Origin of the sequence: Haloarcula sp. Atlit-120R (assembly GCF_003665885.1) — an archaeon.
Lineage (GTDB): Archaea > Halobacteriota > Halobacteria > Halobacteriales > Haloarculaceae > Haloarcula > Haloarcula taiwanensis.
Window position 1 is genome coordinate 635,910 of record NZ_QPLN01000001.1, and the last position, 15,046, is coordinate 650,955.

17 protein-coding genes are annotated in these 15,046 nt (G+C 64.6%); 7 read left to right on the top strand and 10 right to left on the bottom strand.

Annotation, left to right across the window (positions count from 1 at the left end; all coding sequences use genetic code 11):
* The first annotated feature begins 126 nt into the window (after positions 1 to 126).
* Positions 127 to 303, top strand: coding sequence for a ribbon-helix-helix domain-containing protein (locus tag DVK01_RS03255; RefSeq protein WP_004515010.1), 177 nt, complete (start codon positions 127 to 129; stop codon positions 301 to 303).
* A 2-nt stretch (positions 304 to 305) separates the two neighbouring features.
* A complete protein-coding gene (gene ftsZ, locus DVK01_RS03260) occupies positions 306 to 1,544 on the top strand; it encodes a cell division protein FtsZ (protein WP_101350872.1) in 1,239 nt (412 codons plus the stop codon).
* 77 nt (positions 1,545 to 1,621) lie between these two features.
* On the opposite strand, the gene DVK01_RS03265 is transcribed toward ftsZ, so the two are convergent.
* The 3 genes from DVK01_RS03265 to DVK01_RS03275 form a co-directional block, all read right to left on the bottom strand.
* Positions 1,622 to 2,617 carry a TIGR00269 family protein gene (locus DVK01_RS03265; RefSeq protein WP_121535379.1) on the bottom strand — a complete coding sequence of 332 codons (996 nt, stop codon included), beginning with the start codon at positions 2,615 to 2,617 and terminating at the stop codon, positions 1,622 to 1,624.
* 88 nt (positions 2,618 to 2,705) lie between these two features.
* A complete protein-coding gene (locus DVK01_RS03270; protein ID WP_121536152.1) occupies positions 2,706 to 3,404 on the bottom strand; it encodes an alpha/beta hydrolase in 699 nt (232 codons plus the stop codon).
* Between the two features lie 87 nt (positions 3,405 to 3,491).
* Positions 3,492 to 4,583: a DUF2332 domain-containing protein gene (locus tag DVK01_RS03275; RefSeq protein ID WP_394337660.1), complete on the bottom strand. Its 1,092-nt coding sequence runs from the start codon at positions 4,581 to 4,583 to the stop codon at positions 3,492 to 3,494.
* A 15-nt stretch (positions 4,584 to 4,598) separates the two neighbouring features.
* Between DVK01_RS03275 and DVK01_RS03280 the strand changes: the two genes are divergently transcribed.
* The 4 genes from DVK01_RS03280 to DVK01_RS03295 all read left to right on the top strand — a co-directional run bounded on the left by DVK01_RS03280 (position 4,599) and on the right by DVK01_RS03295 (position 7,461).
* Positions 4,599 to 5,249: a hypothetical protein gene (locus DVK01_RS03280; RefSeq protein WP_101350874.1), complete on the top strand. Its 651-nt coding sequence runs from the start codon at positions 4,599 to 4,601 to the stop codon at positions 5,247 to 5,249.
* A gap of 348 nt (positions 5,250 to 5,597) precedes the next feature.
* On the top strand, positions 5,598 to 6,413 hold the full coding sequence (locus tag DVK01_RS03285; RefSeq protein ID WP_101350875.1) for a hypothetical protein: 816 nt from the start codon (positions 5,598 to 5,600) through the stop codon (positions 6,411 to 6,413).
* 39 nt (positions 6,414 to 6,452) lie between these two features.
* Entirely contained in the window at positions 6,453 to 6,884 is a 432-nt protein-coding gene (locus DVK01_RS03290) for a CopD family protein (RefSeq protein ID WP_101350876.1), read from the top strand.
* The gene (locus DVK01_RS03295) at positions 6,877 to 7,461 is read left to right on the top strand and encodes a hypothetical protein (protein WP_121535381.1); all 585 of its coding nucleotides are present in this window, start codon (positions 6,877 to 6,879) and stop codon (positions 7,459 to 7,461) included. The genes DVK01_RS03290 and DVK01_RS03295 overlap by 8 nt, the downstream gene beginning before the upstream one ends.
* On the opposite strand, the gene DVK01_RS03300 is transcribed toward DVK01_RS03295, so the two are convergent.
* The 3 genes from DVK01_RS03300 to DVK01_RS03310 all read right to left on the bottom strand — a co-directional run bounded on the left by DVK01_RS03300 (position 7,439) and on the right by DVK01_RS03310 (position 9,542).
* Entirely contained in the window at positions 7,439 to 8,185 is a 747-nt protein-coding gene (locus DVK01_RS03300; protein ID WP_101350878.1) for a class I SAM-dependent methyltransferase, read from the bottom strand. The genes DVK01_RS03295 and DVK01_RS03300 overlap by 23 nt on opposite strands.
* Before the next feature lie 89 nt (positions 8,186 to 8,274).
* The gene (locus DVK01_RS03305; RefSeq protein ID WP_101350879.1) at positions 8,275 to 9,108 is read right to left on the bottom strand and encodes a deoxyribonuclease IV; all 834 of its coding nucleotides are present in this window, start codon (positions 9,106 to 9,108) and stop codon (positions 8,275 to 8,277) included.
* A gap of 119 nt (positions 9,109 to 9,227) precedes the next feature.
* The gene (locus tag DVK01_RS03310; protein ID WP_121535383.1) at positions 9,228 to 9,542 is read right to left on the bottom strand and encodes a hypothetical protein; all 315 of its coding nucleotides are present in this window, start codon (positions 9,540 to 9,542) and stop codon (positions 9,228 to 9,230) included.
* 214 nt (positions 9,543 to 9,756) lie between these two features.
* Between DVK01_RS03310 and DVK01_RS03315 the strand changes: the two genes are divergently transcribed.
* A complete protein-coding gene (locus tag DVK01_RS03315) occupies positions 9,757 to 10,506 on the top strand; it encodes a helix-turn-helix domain-containing protein (protein WP_121535385.1) in 750 nt (249 codons plus the stop codon).
* Positions 10,507 to 10,527: 21 nt separating this feature from the next.
* Here DVK01_RS03315 and katG read toward each other — a convergent pair whose 3' ends face one another.
* The 4 genes from katG to DVK01_RS03330 form a co-directional block, all read right to left on the bottom strand.
* Positions 10,528 to 12,675, bottom strand: coding sequence for a catalase/peroxidase HPI (katG, locus tag DVK01_RS03320; RefSeq protein WP_121535387.1), 2,148 nt, complete (start codon positions 12,673 to 12,675; stop codon positions 10,528 to 10,530).
* A 280-nt stretch (positions 12,676 to 12,955) separates the two neighbouring features.
* Entirely contained in the window at positions 12,956 to 13,750 is a 795-nt protein-coding gene (locus tag DVK01_RS03325; protein WP_101350883.1) for a biotin/lipoate A/B protein ligase family protein, read from the bottom strand.
* 389 nt (positions 13,751 to 14,139) lie between these two features.
* Positions 14,140 to 14,271, bottom strand: coding sequence for a hypothetical protein (locus DVK01_RS22785; RefSeq protein WP_255410199.1), 132 nt, complete (start codon positions 14,269 to 14,271; stop codon positions 14,140 to 14,142).
* A 196-nt stretch (positions 14,272 to 14,467) separates the two neighbouring features.
* Complete coding sequence (locus DVK01_RS03330; RefSeq protein ID WP_121535389.1) at positions 14,468 to 14,944, bottom strand: cupin domain-containing protein; 477 nt, start codon at positions 14,942 to 14,944, stop codon at positions 14,468 to 14,470.
* Positions 14,945 to 15,046 lie beyond the last annotated feature (102 nt).

Below are 15,046 nucleotides of genomic sequence, written 5' to 3' on the forward strand. Positions count from 1 at the left end.
GTCGTCTTACACGGCGGCGAACGCGAGGGGATGCCGCCCTCGTACTGCGGTTTCGCTGTGTAAACACTCGTGCGGGGCGTAAACAGCCCTCGTCCGGGCCGTCTTACCCAAGGGGAACTACCAAACATGGAGCGTGTGACACTACGGATTCCGAAGCAGCAGATTGAAGAGGTCGAACAAATGGTCGAGACGGGCGAGTACCCCAATCGGAGCGAAGCGATTCGCTCGGCGGTTCGGGAGATGCTCGCCGAAGAAGGCTCCGAACAGGCCTCCGAAAAGAAGCGGTCCTGGGCCAAGGTGTAACGATGCAGGATATCGTCAACGAGGCCCTCGAACGCGACGAGCAGGAACAGAAGCGGATGTCCGACGAGGACGTCGACGGGTTCGGCGACCCGCGCATCGTCATCGTCGGCTGTGGTGGCGCCGGCAACAACACCGTCAACCGCCTGTACAACATCGGCGTCGAGGGCGCTGACACCGTGGCCATCAACACGGACAAACAGCACCTCAAGATGATCGAAGCCGACACGAAGATTCTGGTCGGCAAGTCCCTCACCAATGGCCTCGGGGCCGGCGGCGACCCGTCGATGGGCGAGCGCGCCACGGAGATGGCACAGGGCACTATCAAGGAAGTGCTAGGCGACGCAGACCTCGTGTTCGTCACCGCCGGCATGGGCGGCGGCACCGGGACCGGTGCGGCCCCAGTCGTCTCGAAGATCGCTAAAGAACAGGGCGCAATCGTCGTCGGCATGGTGTCGACGCCGTTCAACGTCGAGCGAGCGCGGACGGTCAAGGCCGAGGAAGGCCTGGAGAAGCTCCGCAACGAGGCGGACTCCATCATCGTGCTGGACAACAACCGCCTGCTCGACTACGTCCCGAACCTGCCGATCGGCAAGGCGTTCTCCGTGATGGACCAGATCATCGCCGAGACCGTCAAGGGCATCTCAGAGACCATCACCCAGCCGAGCCTCATCAACCTCGACTACGCCGACATGACCTCCATCATGAACCAGGGCGGCGTCGCGGTGATGCTGGTCGGCGAGACCCAGGACAAGAACAAGACCGAAGAGGTCGTCAAGGACGCGATGAACCACCCGCTGCTCGACGTGGACTACCGTGGCGCGAGCGGCGGGCTGGTCCACATCACCGGCGGCCCGGACCTCACGCTGAAGGAGGCCGAGGGCATCGCACAGAACATCACCGAGCGGCTTGAGGCCGACGCCAACGTCATCTGGGGCGCACGGATTCAGGAAGAGTACAAGGGCAAGGTGCGGGTCATGGCCATCATGACCGGCGTCCAGTCCGCCCAGGTGCTCGGCCCGACGACCCAGAAACAGGCCAACAAGTCCCGCGAGGCGATTCAGGAAGTCGGCGACGACACCTCATTCGATGCGTCCGACAACGTCGAGAGCTTCGACAGCCCCGCCCCGAACAGCGGGAGTCAGAACAGCGGCGGTCGGAACGCCGGCTACAGCGAGACCGACGGCGGACAGGACCAGCGCGAGAAGAACAACGGACTCGACGTCATCCGGACGAACAAGTAACACCGCGGTTCTTCTTTCCGTTCTCTACGGCCGCGAGCGACGCTTTTGTCAGCGGCGTCTGACAAACGAGACGTCGGTCAGACTGCTTCCAGCGCGTCCAGCAGATTACACTTCCGACAGAGGTCCCGCGCCGTCGGGGCGCCGCAGTTGTCACATTCGCCGTAGTCGGTGTCGCCGTTCTCGCCGCCGTAGGTGTCGGCGGCCAGCGCCGCGAGCTTCTCGTAGCCGGCCATAATCGAGTGGCGAGTCCCGGGATGGTTCTCTTCCAGTCCGAGCATGAGGTCCTGTATCTCGCCGCGGTAGGCCTCCTCGGCGTGGGGGCACTCGGTGATGTGTGCCGGGAGGTCTTGGAAGCGGGCGTACAGCGCGACTTCCTTCTCCGGGATGTCACGAAGCGGCTTGGCCCGTGGGATATGATGGTCTTGTGCCTCGCGTGTTTGTTCCGTGGGCGCGTCGGCAGACAAGTCAAACGGTCCCAGCGACGCCTCAAAATGCTTGGCGATCTGTTCAACGTCGCCTTCGAGGAAGTTCATCAGCGCCGTCTCGGCTTCGTCGTCGAGGTTGTGGCCGGTCAGCAGTTTGTCCGCGTCGAGTTCCTCGGCGTACTTCGAGAGGAGGTCACGGCGGAACACGCCACAGTAGGCACAGGCAGCCATCCCTTCGGGGTCGTCTTCGACAACGTCGTCCATCTGGACGCCGAACTCCTCGGCGTAGGAGACGGTGATGTGTTCGATGCCGAGGTCGTCGGTCAGTTCCTCGCAGGCCTCCAGACTCGCGTCGCGGTAGCCCTCGATGCCCTCGTGGATAGAAAGCGCAACCAGTTCGATTCGGGGGTCTTCGGCGAACGTGTCGTGCAGAATCTGCGTGAGAACGACGCTGTCTTTGCCGCCCGAGAGGCCGATAACCCACGTCTCGGGGTCTTCGACAGTGGCGTCGTCGGACACGAGGCCGTCCTCGCGGATGCGACGACGAACCCGTTTCGTGACCGCTCGGCAGAGATGAGACTCACAGAGGTGCAGCCCGGAATAGGCCGCGTGTAACACCGCGTTCTCGCCGCATTTGTCGCACTCCATCGTGACGAGTAGTCGTGGCCGCAATGGTGAGAGGGTTTCGTCTCGGTTCCGGCACGGCAGTAGACAGCGATGTCGTTGGAGACGCCGTTCACAGCGCGCCGGGGCCGTGCTGTAACGCGTCGAGAACCGTCTTGACGGTCTGCTCGCGGCCGCTCGAGGAGAACAGTTCGTGGCCGCCGTCGTACAGCCGTATACGGTCGGCCGGCAGGCGCTCGCCGACGGCACGCGGGTCGACGACTGTGTCCGTGAGCGAGCAAAACGCCGCGGCGGCGTCCCGGGCCGGCGGAAGGGACCGCTGTGCCCGAAACACCGTCCGGAGGAACGCCGGCGAAACCGACGACGGAGCGTCCGCGAGCTGCTGGGCCGTCGCCAGGTCGCCGATAGCGTCGGCGTCCAGCGTATCGACCGGGATGAACGGTTTCGTTATCGGGAGCGAGGCGAGAGCGTCGAGCACCGGCCCCGGAACCGGGAAGTCACTGTCCCACCATGGGCTCAGGTACACTCGGTTGCCGATACCGTCGGCGTCGAGGTGGGCCGCTGTCAGCCCGCCCGCACTGTGCCCGAGCAGGTCGAATCTGCCGAGGTCGGAAGCGTACTCCTGGACCGGGCCGACCCACTCCCGCCGGTAGTCGGTGATATGTATCGGCAGTTCGACGGCGTGGACGCGGTACGCCGTGGCAAGCTGGTCGACGAGCCACTGGACGTTCTGGTGTCGGCAGCGGTTCCCCCACCCGAGGACGAACAGGCAGTCTTTCGCAGCCCCCTCGTCGTACACGCGAATCTGCATATCCGACATTCCCGTTGTGCAGACATAAGCCCGGGTGAACGCCTGACAACCACTCGTCGCGTTGTCGACGTGGAAGCCGTGCTGTGCTCAGGGCCGCCACGACAGCCACGCGCCGTGTGGCTCGTAGTCGACGAGGTGTGTGGTCTCGATGCCATCGTCGGTCTGGCGTTTCCAGTCCAGTTCCACTGACTCGCCGCCCGACAGGTCCCGCCGCCCGGTGAGCCAGTGCAGCGGGCGCTCGACCATTTGCGCTTCGAGCACCGTCGTCAGCGCCTCGTTCAGTTCCGCCGGGACCTGATACAGCACGAGCGTGTTGACGACACAGATCGGGACATCGGGCGGAATCTCGTCGAATACCGCCGGCGGGTCATCGAGCATATCGCCCTCAACGAGTCGCGGTGGCTCCTCGTGGGCGACGGTGAGCGCCCCGTCGAGGACGGCCCGGCGCGCCTCGTGTTCGGGCCAGACGAGCGCGCGGAGCCAGTCCCTGTCGGCCTCGTCGGTCACGTCGAGCGGATTGCGGTCGAGACCGACCCGAGAGCGGATAGCGGGCGGCGTCTCCGAGAGCGGCGGGTCGCCGCGTCGGACGCTGCTCTCGATGGTAATCGGCGAGTCGCTGTTACCCACTACGAGACCGTCGTAATCGTAGCGGTAGCGGTCAAACAGCATGTTCAGGCCGGCACTCGGCCCGAGTTCCACCAGCGCGAGCGGTCCGTCGGTGGCGCGGGCCACCTGTGTGATAGCCGGGTAGAGGACCGCGCTGTGCCGTACCGCGTTCGTCTGCGTGCGCCGGGTCCGCAGGAGCGGCCGGATATCGTCGGCATGGTCGAGACAGAACTCGCAGAAGGCTGGAAAGCACCTGTCATCGGGGTCGTGCGCCGTCTGGGTAATGCTCGGGTAGTACTCGGCCAGCCGATGGTCGGGGTGCCGGTCGAGCAGGTACTGCACCGCGGCCAGCAGGAGGTGCGGGGCTTGGCGACTCTCAGGAACGGCCGCTGCGATGTCGAGGATATCACTGTCTTGCGCTGCCTCGCGACAGAGGTGGCTGGACAGGGGAGAGGAGTCGTCGGTCCGTACAGCCAGGTCCCAAACTGCGTCTGAAGGTCTGACATATCGTCTCGGAGACAGCAAAGTGATATCGGTGTTCGCCTCCGGAGAGTCAGCGTTTAGGCTGCGCAAGCAGTAGGGCAGGCAATGAGTCTGGACCGTCCGGAGGCAGTCGAGCGGGTCGAAGAAATCGTCGCCACAGTCGAGGACGAGACGATGCCGGTCCCGGTCCGAGAGGTGTGGGTGTACGGCGACGTAGCGCTCGGGCTGGACCCGGTCGAGCGACTGGACGTCTATGTCACCAAGGATATCCTGTTCAAGGATGCCCCGGAGCGCGCCGAAGAGTTTCAGCGCAGTCACGGCGTCGACGGGGTCGGCAAGACCGTTCGCGCCGCGTGGGCCGACGAGCACCCCGAGTTCATCCGCGCGAACGCCAACGGCCACGCCGCGCCCGAGAAGTGCCTCGCCGCCCACCTCCTGAGCGACGACGAGCCGGTCCATCTGGAAGTGTGTAACGCCTCCTTCGAGGACAACGTCACCCAGCGGCTCAAGGGCGCGAAGATGCGAAACGACTACGAGCAGATTCTGGACCCCCGGGGAGCCTGCCTGTGGCTCGACGGCGAACGGTCGCCCGACGCGTTCCAGAAGCTCCGTGACAACGAGTTCGTCTTCCCGACGCTGACCCAGTCGCTGTCGATGCTCGGGATGGACGAGACGGAGGCCGGCGACGCTGCCGACGCGGTCAAAGAGTACCGGGCACAGCAGGAGGGCGCGACAGTTCGAGGCGACGTGGTGTAGCGCTCACCGTGCCGGCGCTGGACAGGGTGACTTACAGCAGCCAAGGCGCGTCGACCGTCGAGAACCGGTGTCCGCAGGCGGGACATTCGACGAGCCGCGAGCCGGTCCCGCCGTCCGAAACCGCGGTGAACCGGCGGCTCCAGGTCATATGACGGCACTCCGGACAGCGGCGGACGAGCGGTGGTATCATGGGGAGACGTGAGCCGGCACGTGTCGTCCGTAGCCGCTCACACAGCAAGGGCCTATCGACGGGCGACAGTACTCTGGGCGCGAACACAGGCCATGACAACTACAACGCGGTTTTGAGCGAACGGAAGGGATACACCCACACCACGGGAAGGGAATCGTATGCAACGGACGCGACGAGCGACCCTTGGACTGGTCGGTAGCGTGGCGATTGGTGCCCTGAGTGGCTGCCTCGCGCCGGGCGGGAACGGCAGTGGCGATGGCAGCACGGAAACACGCACGCATCCGTCGCCGGGAACTGATCCCGGCACCGAAACGGACGACGGAGGCACAGAGACGCCGACCGACGCTGGAGAGACGGAGACTCCCACCAACGAAACACCGACGGATGCGCTGGACGGGCTAGACAGAGTCGAGACACCGCCATACGAGGTCGAAGAGGTCGAGTGCAACGTTGCTGACTCCGGCGAGGGCGACCGCAATCCGCTGTATCTCTGTGCGAATATGCCGGCCAAGCCATCGTTGTCGTTCGAACAGGCGTCGACCCGAGGGGCGCTGTTTGCCGATGAAGGGCTAGCGCGCGCCCCGGACGACAACGGTGACCAGCTCTACGCGACGCTGTTGACAGACGCCGACGACATCGAGCGACTCGAAGACAACAGCGGTGACGCGTACAGTCTCGCCGCCGACACCGACTTCGAGAGTCACGCCGTGCTCGTCGTCCAGACCGGCTGGGGGTCCGGTTCGATCGTCCCCCATCTGAAACGCATCGAGGAGACAGCGGACGGCATCCACGCGTTCGGCTGTTACACGCAGCCCTGTGTGTACACCAGTGATTTCACTGCTCGGTCGACGGTCGTCAGGTTCGAGCGCCCGGACACCCTCGACAGCGGCGTCGTCAGCCTGACCGTCGACCCGTCGACGCGGTACAACGTGGCGACGGGTGAGGGCGTGGTGACAATCGACCCGTCGGGGTAACCCCGTGATTCTTTGCGACGTGCCGCTGAACCGACAGCTATGACAGCCCTCCCGATTCGAACCCTCCACGTCCTTGCGATGGCGGTCCTCGTCGGCGGCACAACCGTGCTCTGGTACAGCTATCGGTGCGGCACTATCGCCTCGCTCGCGCCCGCAAAGCAGTTCGAGTGGCTGTTCTGGGGCGGCGTCGGCGTACTCGTGGTCACCGGCGTCGGGAACCTCGGTTCGCTCGGACCGCCGGGTCCCGGAACCGACTGGGGACGAACCTTACTGGTGAAACTCGCCGTCGTCGTCGCCCTCCTCGGGGGTTCGGTCGTCCGGACGCTACTCCTCGTTCAGATCGGTGACCGCGTGAACACGTTCGACGACCTGCACCCAGTCCACCGGCGAACGCTCTCGCGAGCGTACGGCGCGACGGCGGCCGTCTTTCTCGGTATCGTCGTCCTCGCGGAGGTCCTCGCGCATGGCTGAGGACCAGCGTGAGCAGGAGAGTATGGCGGACAACGTGAGTGAGACTGAGCCAGCGCGCGACGGCAAACAGAGTTCCACGCGGCCGGTGTCACTCGTGACGTGGACGCTCGCGACGTTCGACACCGTCCTGTTCGTCCTGCTCTGCGTCCTCGCCGTCCACGCGAGCGGTGGTCTCGCCGACCTGCTCGCCGGGCTAAACACCCTCGTCGGCGTGGCCGTCTTCTGCTACCTCTGGGCGCTGTTCGTCCTAGCGGTTCGATGGGTTCACCGGAGGGTATCGCTCGATTCAGCCGGAGTCAGCACGCTCGTCCTCCACGGAGTTGCGGCCGGGAGTGTCACTGGTGTCGTGTTCCTGCTGGGACTGCTCGCGGTGGCACTCGTGTCGACGCTCCAGAGCGGCGGGGCCCGCCCCCAGTCGGTGCTGTTGGTCCTGCTCATCGGGGCCGGTGTCGCCGCTGTCGTCGGGGGCGTCGTCGGCCTGCTCGCCAGTCTGCTGGACATCGCAGTCTACGGACTGGCGGGCACTCTGCTCCCCGAACTCGGTAACGAGCGGGTCACGGAACCGCGCCGACGGTGACGAAGAACGGCACCGTCTCGCGGCGCTCGTAGGCCTCGTCTTGCATCTGCTCGATGACATCCCGTCCCATCGACCGCCAGCGCTCCCGGAGTGCGTCGTACTCGGCGGGCGTCGCCTCGCCGTTGAGAATCGTCTCACGGTCGTGGGCCAGCCCCGTTCCGGTCGCCTTCCGGCGAGCGGCCTGCATCGCCGCATCGTCGTAGGGTGGTTCGATGCGCTGTTCTTGCTCGTATTTCGTCGTCGAGACGACGGACAGCCCCGCGTCGCGGAACACGTCGGCGGCATCACTCCCGAGGGTAACGTCTGTCCGCACCCCGTCGAGAAAGAGCCGGCGGGCGCGGCGGGCCAGCACCGGTTCGTCGTCGACGGTCGATTCGACAGTGACGGCGGCGTTGTTTGGCTCGATGGCGGCCACCCGGTCGGTGGCAACGCGGGCGAACTCCCGAACCGCGAGTTCTGGGTCAGGGAGGTTGATGAGCAGCGCCTGACATACCACCAGGTCGAAGGTGTCGTCGGGGAACGGAAGGCGCGTCGCGTCTCCGCAGACGGCCGGGTCGCCGGCGGCGGCCAGCAGGTCCGTGTCGGCGTCGAGGCCAACGACGGTCCCGTCTGTCTCCTCGCGAAGGACGCGGGTCAGTTCGCCGGTCCCACAGCCCACGTCGAGAACGCGCACACACTCGTCCAGTCGGAGGTCCAAGAGCGCATCGCGGGAGTCGGCCCACATTCCCCTGCGGGTGGTTTCGAGGTAGTCGGCAGAGAACCTGCGCACAGTTTCTCAGAGTCGAGTCGCCCTCAAAAGTACCGCGGTCGAAATCAGTCGCGGCGGAGTTCCTTGACGCGCTCGATGTTCCAGGCGAAGCTCTTGCCGTCCTCGGTCGGCGTCTCAAGCACCAGCGGCACGTCGCGGATGGCGTCGTGGTTGACGAACGCGCGCATTCCGTCCGCGCCGATGTGGCCCTCGCCGATGTGGGCGTGCTCGTCCTTGTTCGTCCCGCACTCGTGTTTTGAGTCGTTGAGGTGGACGCAGGCGAGGTCTTCGAACCCGACCACGTCGTCGAACTCCGCGAGCGTCTCGTCGACGGCCGCGGGCGTCGAGAGGTCGTAGCCCGCGGCGAACATATGGGCCGTGTCAAGACAGAACTCGATGTCCTGGTCCGTTCGCTCCCGGACCGTCGCCAGGTGCTCGAACTGGCCGCCGAGTTTCGTCCCGCTGCCGGCGTCGGACTCGACCAGCACGGTGACCTCATCGGGGACGTCGAGGTCGTCCAGCACGCTGGCGGCGTTGTCCAGCCCGCCGTCGACGCCCGCGCCGGTGTGGGCTCCGAGGTGGACGTTGACGTACTCGATGCCCAGTTTGGCGGCGGCGTCGACCTCCTTCTGCATCGAATCGAGGGACTTCTCGCGGAGGTCGTCTTTGGGCGTACAGAGGTTGACGAGGTACGACGAGTGGATGACCCACGGGCCGACGCCGTGGTCGGCCGCGAGGTCGCGGAACTGTTCGGCCTCGTCGTCGTCGATGTTCGGGTCCTGCCAGACCTGCGGCGAGTGCGAGAAAATCTGCCCGCAGTTGCCGCTGTACTCGACCTGTTCCTCGACGGCGTTGTAGACGCCGCCAGCGATGGAGGTGTGTGCCCCGACTCGTACCATGCACACCGGTCGGTGATGCCCGACAAAAGAGGTTCCGGAGTGCTACGGTCGGTTATAGCTCGTGTCAGGATTTCCTCGAAGCGGGACGACAGGCCGGTGAACAGAGATACCCGACCGGCTCAGATCCACTCACGGACGGGTGGGATCATGCGGAGGCTCGATAGCGCGAGGTATGCACCGAACAGGACGAGAACCACACCGATAGCTGCTGGAAGCGGCGTTGCTGACAGTAGTAACGCTGCGCCCCAGGAGGCTAGTACGATGCCGATACCGACCAACATGAGCGTGCCGAGCGCGCCGAGCACCGCGTCTTCGGTAGCCACCCGAACAATCGCATACAGTTCTTCCTCAGAAAGCGTTGCGGCGCTGCCGTCGGCTGCCTGAGGGTCGGCGGAGGTGTCGGCAGCGTCGTCATCAGCGGGGGACGAGACCATGCCACTGCTTGGCCGGGTTGCCACAAAACGGTGGTGTCGTTCCGTTGTCGGGAGTGGGGCGAATAGTCCATTCTCGTAGCCCGTCATCGCAGACGTGAGGTTCACCGCGAACCGACTGCTGTATCTTAATCAAAAGCCAACTAGATAAAGTGGAGTGGGCTTGGTGGTTCCAGTAATCGATTTATAACGACTGTCCTAAATTAGTACTAGCTAAATGAGCGACACACAGCCAGCAGTGGCAGACACACGCGAGTTCGAGTTCGTCCTGCAGTTCGACGCGGGAGCCGATAGCCTGATGGACGTGTTCCGGCAGCATGAAAGCCTCTCCGTGTGGTCCTCTGCCATCTTCGTCGGCGACGACCATATGTGGCGGCTCGACCACGCGAAGGGGACACCCGAGGCCCTGCGTGCGTTCGACGAGGTCTTTCTGGACGAAAACCGCTGTAACGAGTGTTTCGACGTCGTGAGCTGTGAGACGGCGCGGACGTACCACGTGCTGGACCGCGGGGAGACGTCACGGACAGTGTACACGCTACGTCGTGAAATCAGCGGCTGTCAGTCGCTACCGAGTTTCCTCCATCGGCACGTTAAGGAGGGGACTATCTTCGAATCTCGGCGGACGGGCAACGAGTACCGCTGGCGCGTCCTCTATCCTGGGTCTGCCCCCATCGGCGAGGTCTACGACAAAATCGAGTCGAGCCTCCGCGAGGGCGTCACGCTCTCGGTCTCTCACATCACCAGCGCGGGGAACTGGAAGGCGACCGAACGGGTCGCGACGAACTTCTCGCCCCAGCAGTGGCGGGTACTCAAAGCCGCCGTGACCCACGGCTACTACGAGCGACCGCGGGAGGTCTCGGTCAAAGACCTCGCGTCGATACTGGACGAGCCGCGTTCGACCGTCCAGTACCAGCTCCGGACCGCCGAGGACCGCCTCGTCTCCCAGTTCGTCGAAGAGACCCTCTGAACGCGACCGCTACGCGGAGGCCTATTCGAGGTCGAAGCGGTCGAGCCGCATGACCTTGCTCCAGGCGTCGACGAAGTCGTCGACGAGTTCGGCCTCGGCGTCGTCGGCACCGTAGACTTCGGCGAGGGCGCGCAGGCGGGCGTGGGACCCGAACAGCAGGTCGACGCGGGACGCCGTCCACGTCTGCTCGCCCGTGTCGCGGTCGTACCCCTCGAAGACGTCTCTGGCTTCGGTGACGGGCTCCCACTCCGTGTCCATGCCGAGCACGACCTGGAAGAAGTCGTTGGTCAGCGTCCCCGGCTCGTCGGTGAACACGCCGAGGTCGGAGTCCTGATAGGTCGCGCCCAGCGAGCGCATCCCGCCGACCAGCGCGGTCATCTCGCCGGGCGTGAGGTCCAGCAGGTCGGCCTTGTCCACCAGCAGTTCCTCTGCCGGGGCCTCGACGTCGTCACGGACGTAGTTCCGGAAGCCGTCGGCCCTCGGCTTGAGCGCCTCGAACGACTCCACGTCGGTCTGGTCCGGCGTCGCGTCCGTCCGCCCCGGTTCGAACGGCACCGTCACGTCGTAGCCGGCGTCGGCCGCCGCCTGCTCGACGGCCGCGTTACCGCCGAGGACGATGAGGTCGGCCAGCGAGACGCGCGTGTCGTCGTCCCGAGCGCCGTTGAACTCCTCCTGAATGCCTTCGAGCGTGTCGAGGACCGTCTCCAACTGCTCTGGCTCGTTGACCTCCCAGCTCCTCTGGGGTTCGAGCCGGATACGAGCGCCGTTGGCCCCGCCGCGCTTGTCGCTGTCGCGGTAGGTCGACGCCGACGCCCACGCGGTCTTGATGAGTTGGGTAACGGAGAGGCCAGAGTCGAGGATTTCCGCCTTGAGGTCGGCGATTTCCTCGTCTCCGACGAGGTCGTAGTCGGCGTCGGGGACGGGGTCTTGCCAGATGAGTTCCTCGTCGGGGGCGTCCGGGCCGAGGAACCGCTCGGGCGGGCCCATGTCGCGGTGGATGAGCTTGTACCACGCCCGCGCGAAATTGATGCCGAACTCCATGGGGTTGTCCTGGAACCGCTCCATGATGTCCCGGTAGTCGGGGTCGCGCTTGAGCGCGATGTCCGTCGTGAGCATCATCGGCGTCCGCTTCTCGTCCGGGTCGTGGGCGTCCGGGACCGTGTTCTCGAGGGCCTCGTCCGTGGGCGTCCACTGCCAGGCCCCGCCGGGGCCTTTCTCCGGCTCCCACTCGTAGTCGAGGAGGTTGTCGATGTACCCGCTGTCCCACTCCGTCGGGGCCTGTGTCCACGGGCCTTCGATACCGCTTGTAATCGTGTCCCCGGCCTTCCCCGAGCCGTGGTCGTTCTCCCAGCCAAGCCCCATCTGCTCGATTGGCGCGTCCTCCGGGACCGCGCCGAGGTTCTCCTCGGGGTCGTCGGCACCGTGGACCTTCCCGAAGGTGTGGCCGCCGGCGATGAGCGCGGCCGTCTCCTCGTCGTTCATGGCCATCCGGCCGAACGACTCGCGGATGTTCTCGGCAGAGGCCAGCGGGTCCGGGTTGCCGTTTGGCCCCTCGGGGTCGACGTAGATGAGCCCCATCACCGCAGCGCCGAGGGGCTCTCTGAGCGTCCCGTCCTCGTTGCGGCGCTCTGACTGGTGGGCCTCCATCTCGTCTTCGGGGCCCCAGTCGACCGCCTCGTCGGGTTCGAAGGCGTCCTCGCGGCCGCCGGCCCAGCCGAACGTCTCGAACCCCATCGACTCGATGGCGTGGTTGCCGGCGAGGACGATGAGGTCGGCCCAGGAGAGCTTGCGGCCGTACTTCTTCTTGATAGGCCAGAGCAGTCGGCGGGCCTTATCGAGGTTCGCGTTGTCGGGCCAGCTGTTCAGCGGCGCGAACCGCTGGCGGCCCCCGGACGCGCCGCCGCGGCCGTCGGTGGTGCGGTAGGTTCCGGCGCTGTGCCAGGCCATCCGGATGAAGAGTGGCCCGTAGTGGCCGTAGTCGGCCGGCCACCAGTCCTGGGAGGAGGTCATCACCTCTTCGAGGTCCGCCTTCACCGCGTCGAGGTCGAGCTTCTGGAACTCCTCGGCGTAGTCGAAGTCGTCTCCCCGCGGGTCGGCATCCCGGGCGTTCTGGTCGAGAACATCCAAACTCAACTGGTTAGGCGACCGGTAGTGGTCTCGCTTAGCCATCACCGAACAGTTGCCGAGTAACGGTCTTAGCAGTACGTTTAGCAATAGGCGAATATTCGATAGTCAGCGGTGCGGTTCGGACGAGTGTTCTGGAGCGAATGATACCCGCAAGCCACAGCCGACGCGGCGACAGGAGCTACGATACGCCTGTTCTCAGCCGCTGTGAGTCGAAACCGAATGGCCGTTAGAGTGTTGTCAAATACTAGAGGCCGCGAATTCGAGAGGGCCGCCGGTAGGTCGCGGTGGCTGTCCCGTGGAGGCAAACCGTCGCTACCTCGGGTCAGGGCGACCGTCGAATCCACTCGTCAGTAGCGTACTTTCTCTCTGCGTGCTCGTGTGCGCGTGCGAGTTCATCGTCCGTCCACCCGCCAGCGTCGGCGTCGACCCACTCAGCCAGCGTCGAGCGGAGCGTCTCGACGGCTTCGGCGCGGTCGATATCGGTGTATTCGCCTATCGCCCCGACGCGTTCGGTGAACTGCTCCGAGTCGATGTCGGCGGTGAAACAGCCGGAGTGGCGGTCGGGACGCAGCGAGACAGACAGGGAGCCGTGCTGGATGACAGCGTCCTTCTGGCGGTACTGCGCGTTCCCGCTGAGTTTGCGGCCATCGGGGCCGACGATATCGTGGGCCGGATGGAGTTGCCGCAGGTAACAGGCCGGCTGATGGACCGCCGACCGCTCGTCGTCAGCAAACGACGCGTCGACGCCCATGCGCTCGAACGCATTCAAAACCGGCTCGCAGAACTGCTCGTAGCACGCCATCAGATCGCCCGGAACGGCGTCGGCCGGCGCGATAATCCCGTAGGAGATATCCGCCACGCTGTCGTGGTAGATCGCACCGCCGCCAGTGGGTCGTCGCGTTACCCCAACGGCCTGGCGCTCGCAGAACTCCCAGTCGATGGTGTCGGGGTCCTGTCCGTAGCCAAGCGACAGCGTATCGGGCCAAGTGTACACTCGCACCGTTGCCGGACCGCCCTCTGCGACGGTTTCAGCAGCGGCTGCTTCCAGCGCCATCGTCATCGGCCCGGGTCGTGTTTCCTCGCCGATGACGCGCCACTCCAGGTCGGCCAGTGACATACCCGGGCTTCGTGACGCGATGCGATATGAATTGCGGGCTATAGTAGCCATTGAAAATCAATGCACACCTGATCGCACGATGGCAGTGTGATAAGTGTGTAAATCGTTTCAATTGTTACTATAGCAGCGGGTGGAATGACCGACGGGGTCGTTGGCATTCGTCTTTAGCTAAGCCTGATAGTAATATTCCAGGATAGAAGTATGCTCGATAGTATTGAGTGGGGTAGAACGCACGGAACAGACACCATCACCTCAGATATCGAGCGATACGCAACTATTGCAAACGGGATATGTTCGTCGTAGCGGGTGTCAGTAAGCAGTATCCAGTCGGAAAATACGGTCAGAAGATATTACTGAGAGTATTAACTAAAGACGAATGGGGTCGTTGGTTATGCAAAGAGCCAGAACGCCCCCGCTCGCTCGACACCTGCGACTCGCTGCGCGCTTCCTCGCTCCTCAACGTTGCTCGTCAGTGCTTGCATCGCCTCGAACGTCGAGCGAGCGACCCCTTTCAGTCCCACCCATAGCCGGTTGGACAAAGAATGCTGGGCGGGACTGAAAGGAGCGGCCGGCTGGACGAAGGCGGGCGATGTAAGCACCACAGGAACGACCGGAGGGAGTGACAAGGAGCGCAGCGAGCCCCCCGAGTACAGCCGGCCGGGGCTTTCTGGCTGTACAAACACCTGTTTCCAATCACGAGAGCGACAGAAGTAGGTCCTAGCCCTGAACGTTCCCGCACTCGGTACAGGTGAGTTCGAACCGACCCTCGGCGAGGGCGACGCTCTGGGTCGTCTCTTCGTCGCACTCTGGACAGTGCGCTCTCGATTCTAGCTCGTCCCAGTCGTGGGTCGCGCCGGGCGCGCCGAAGGCCCAGCCGACGACGCGCTCGTCGCCGGAGTTGTACCCCTGCTGGAACTCGCCGGGTTCGAAGCGAATCAGTTCCCCGCCCGACACGTCGACTTCCTCGCGGTCGAGGCCGACCTCGAAAGTGGTCTGTCCCCGCTCGATGTAGAACACCTCCTCCTGGTCGTGGTGGCGGTGGAGGCTCTCCGAGAAGGAGTCGCCGGGTTCGAGTTCGAAGTAGTTCGCCGCGAAATGCTCGGTCCCGAGTTTTCTGGAAACCGGCTTGCGGATGTCATGCACCTGCATCGGGTTCCGTTCGACCGGTACGTCGTCGATAGTTACTGTGTCCATGGTCAGTATCGTCCTGAGTTGGACCACCGCTGGCCCTGTAGTATATTCGCAACCCAGCACTAGATGACACTTATCCGGAGTTTATAGTTTTTCGGGGCGGTT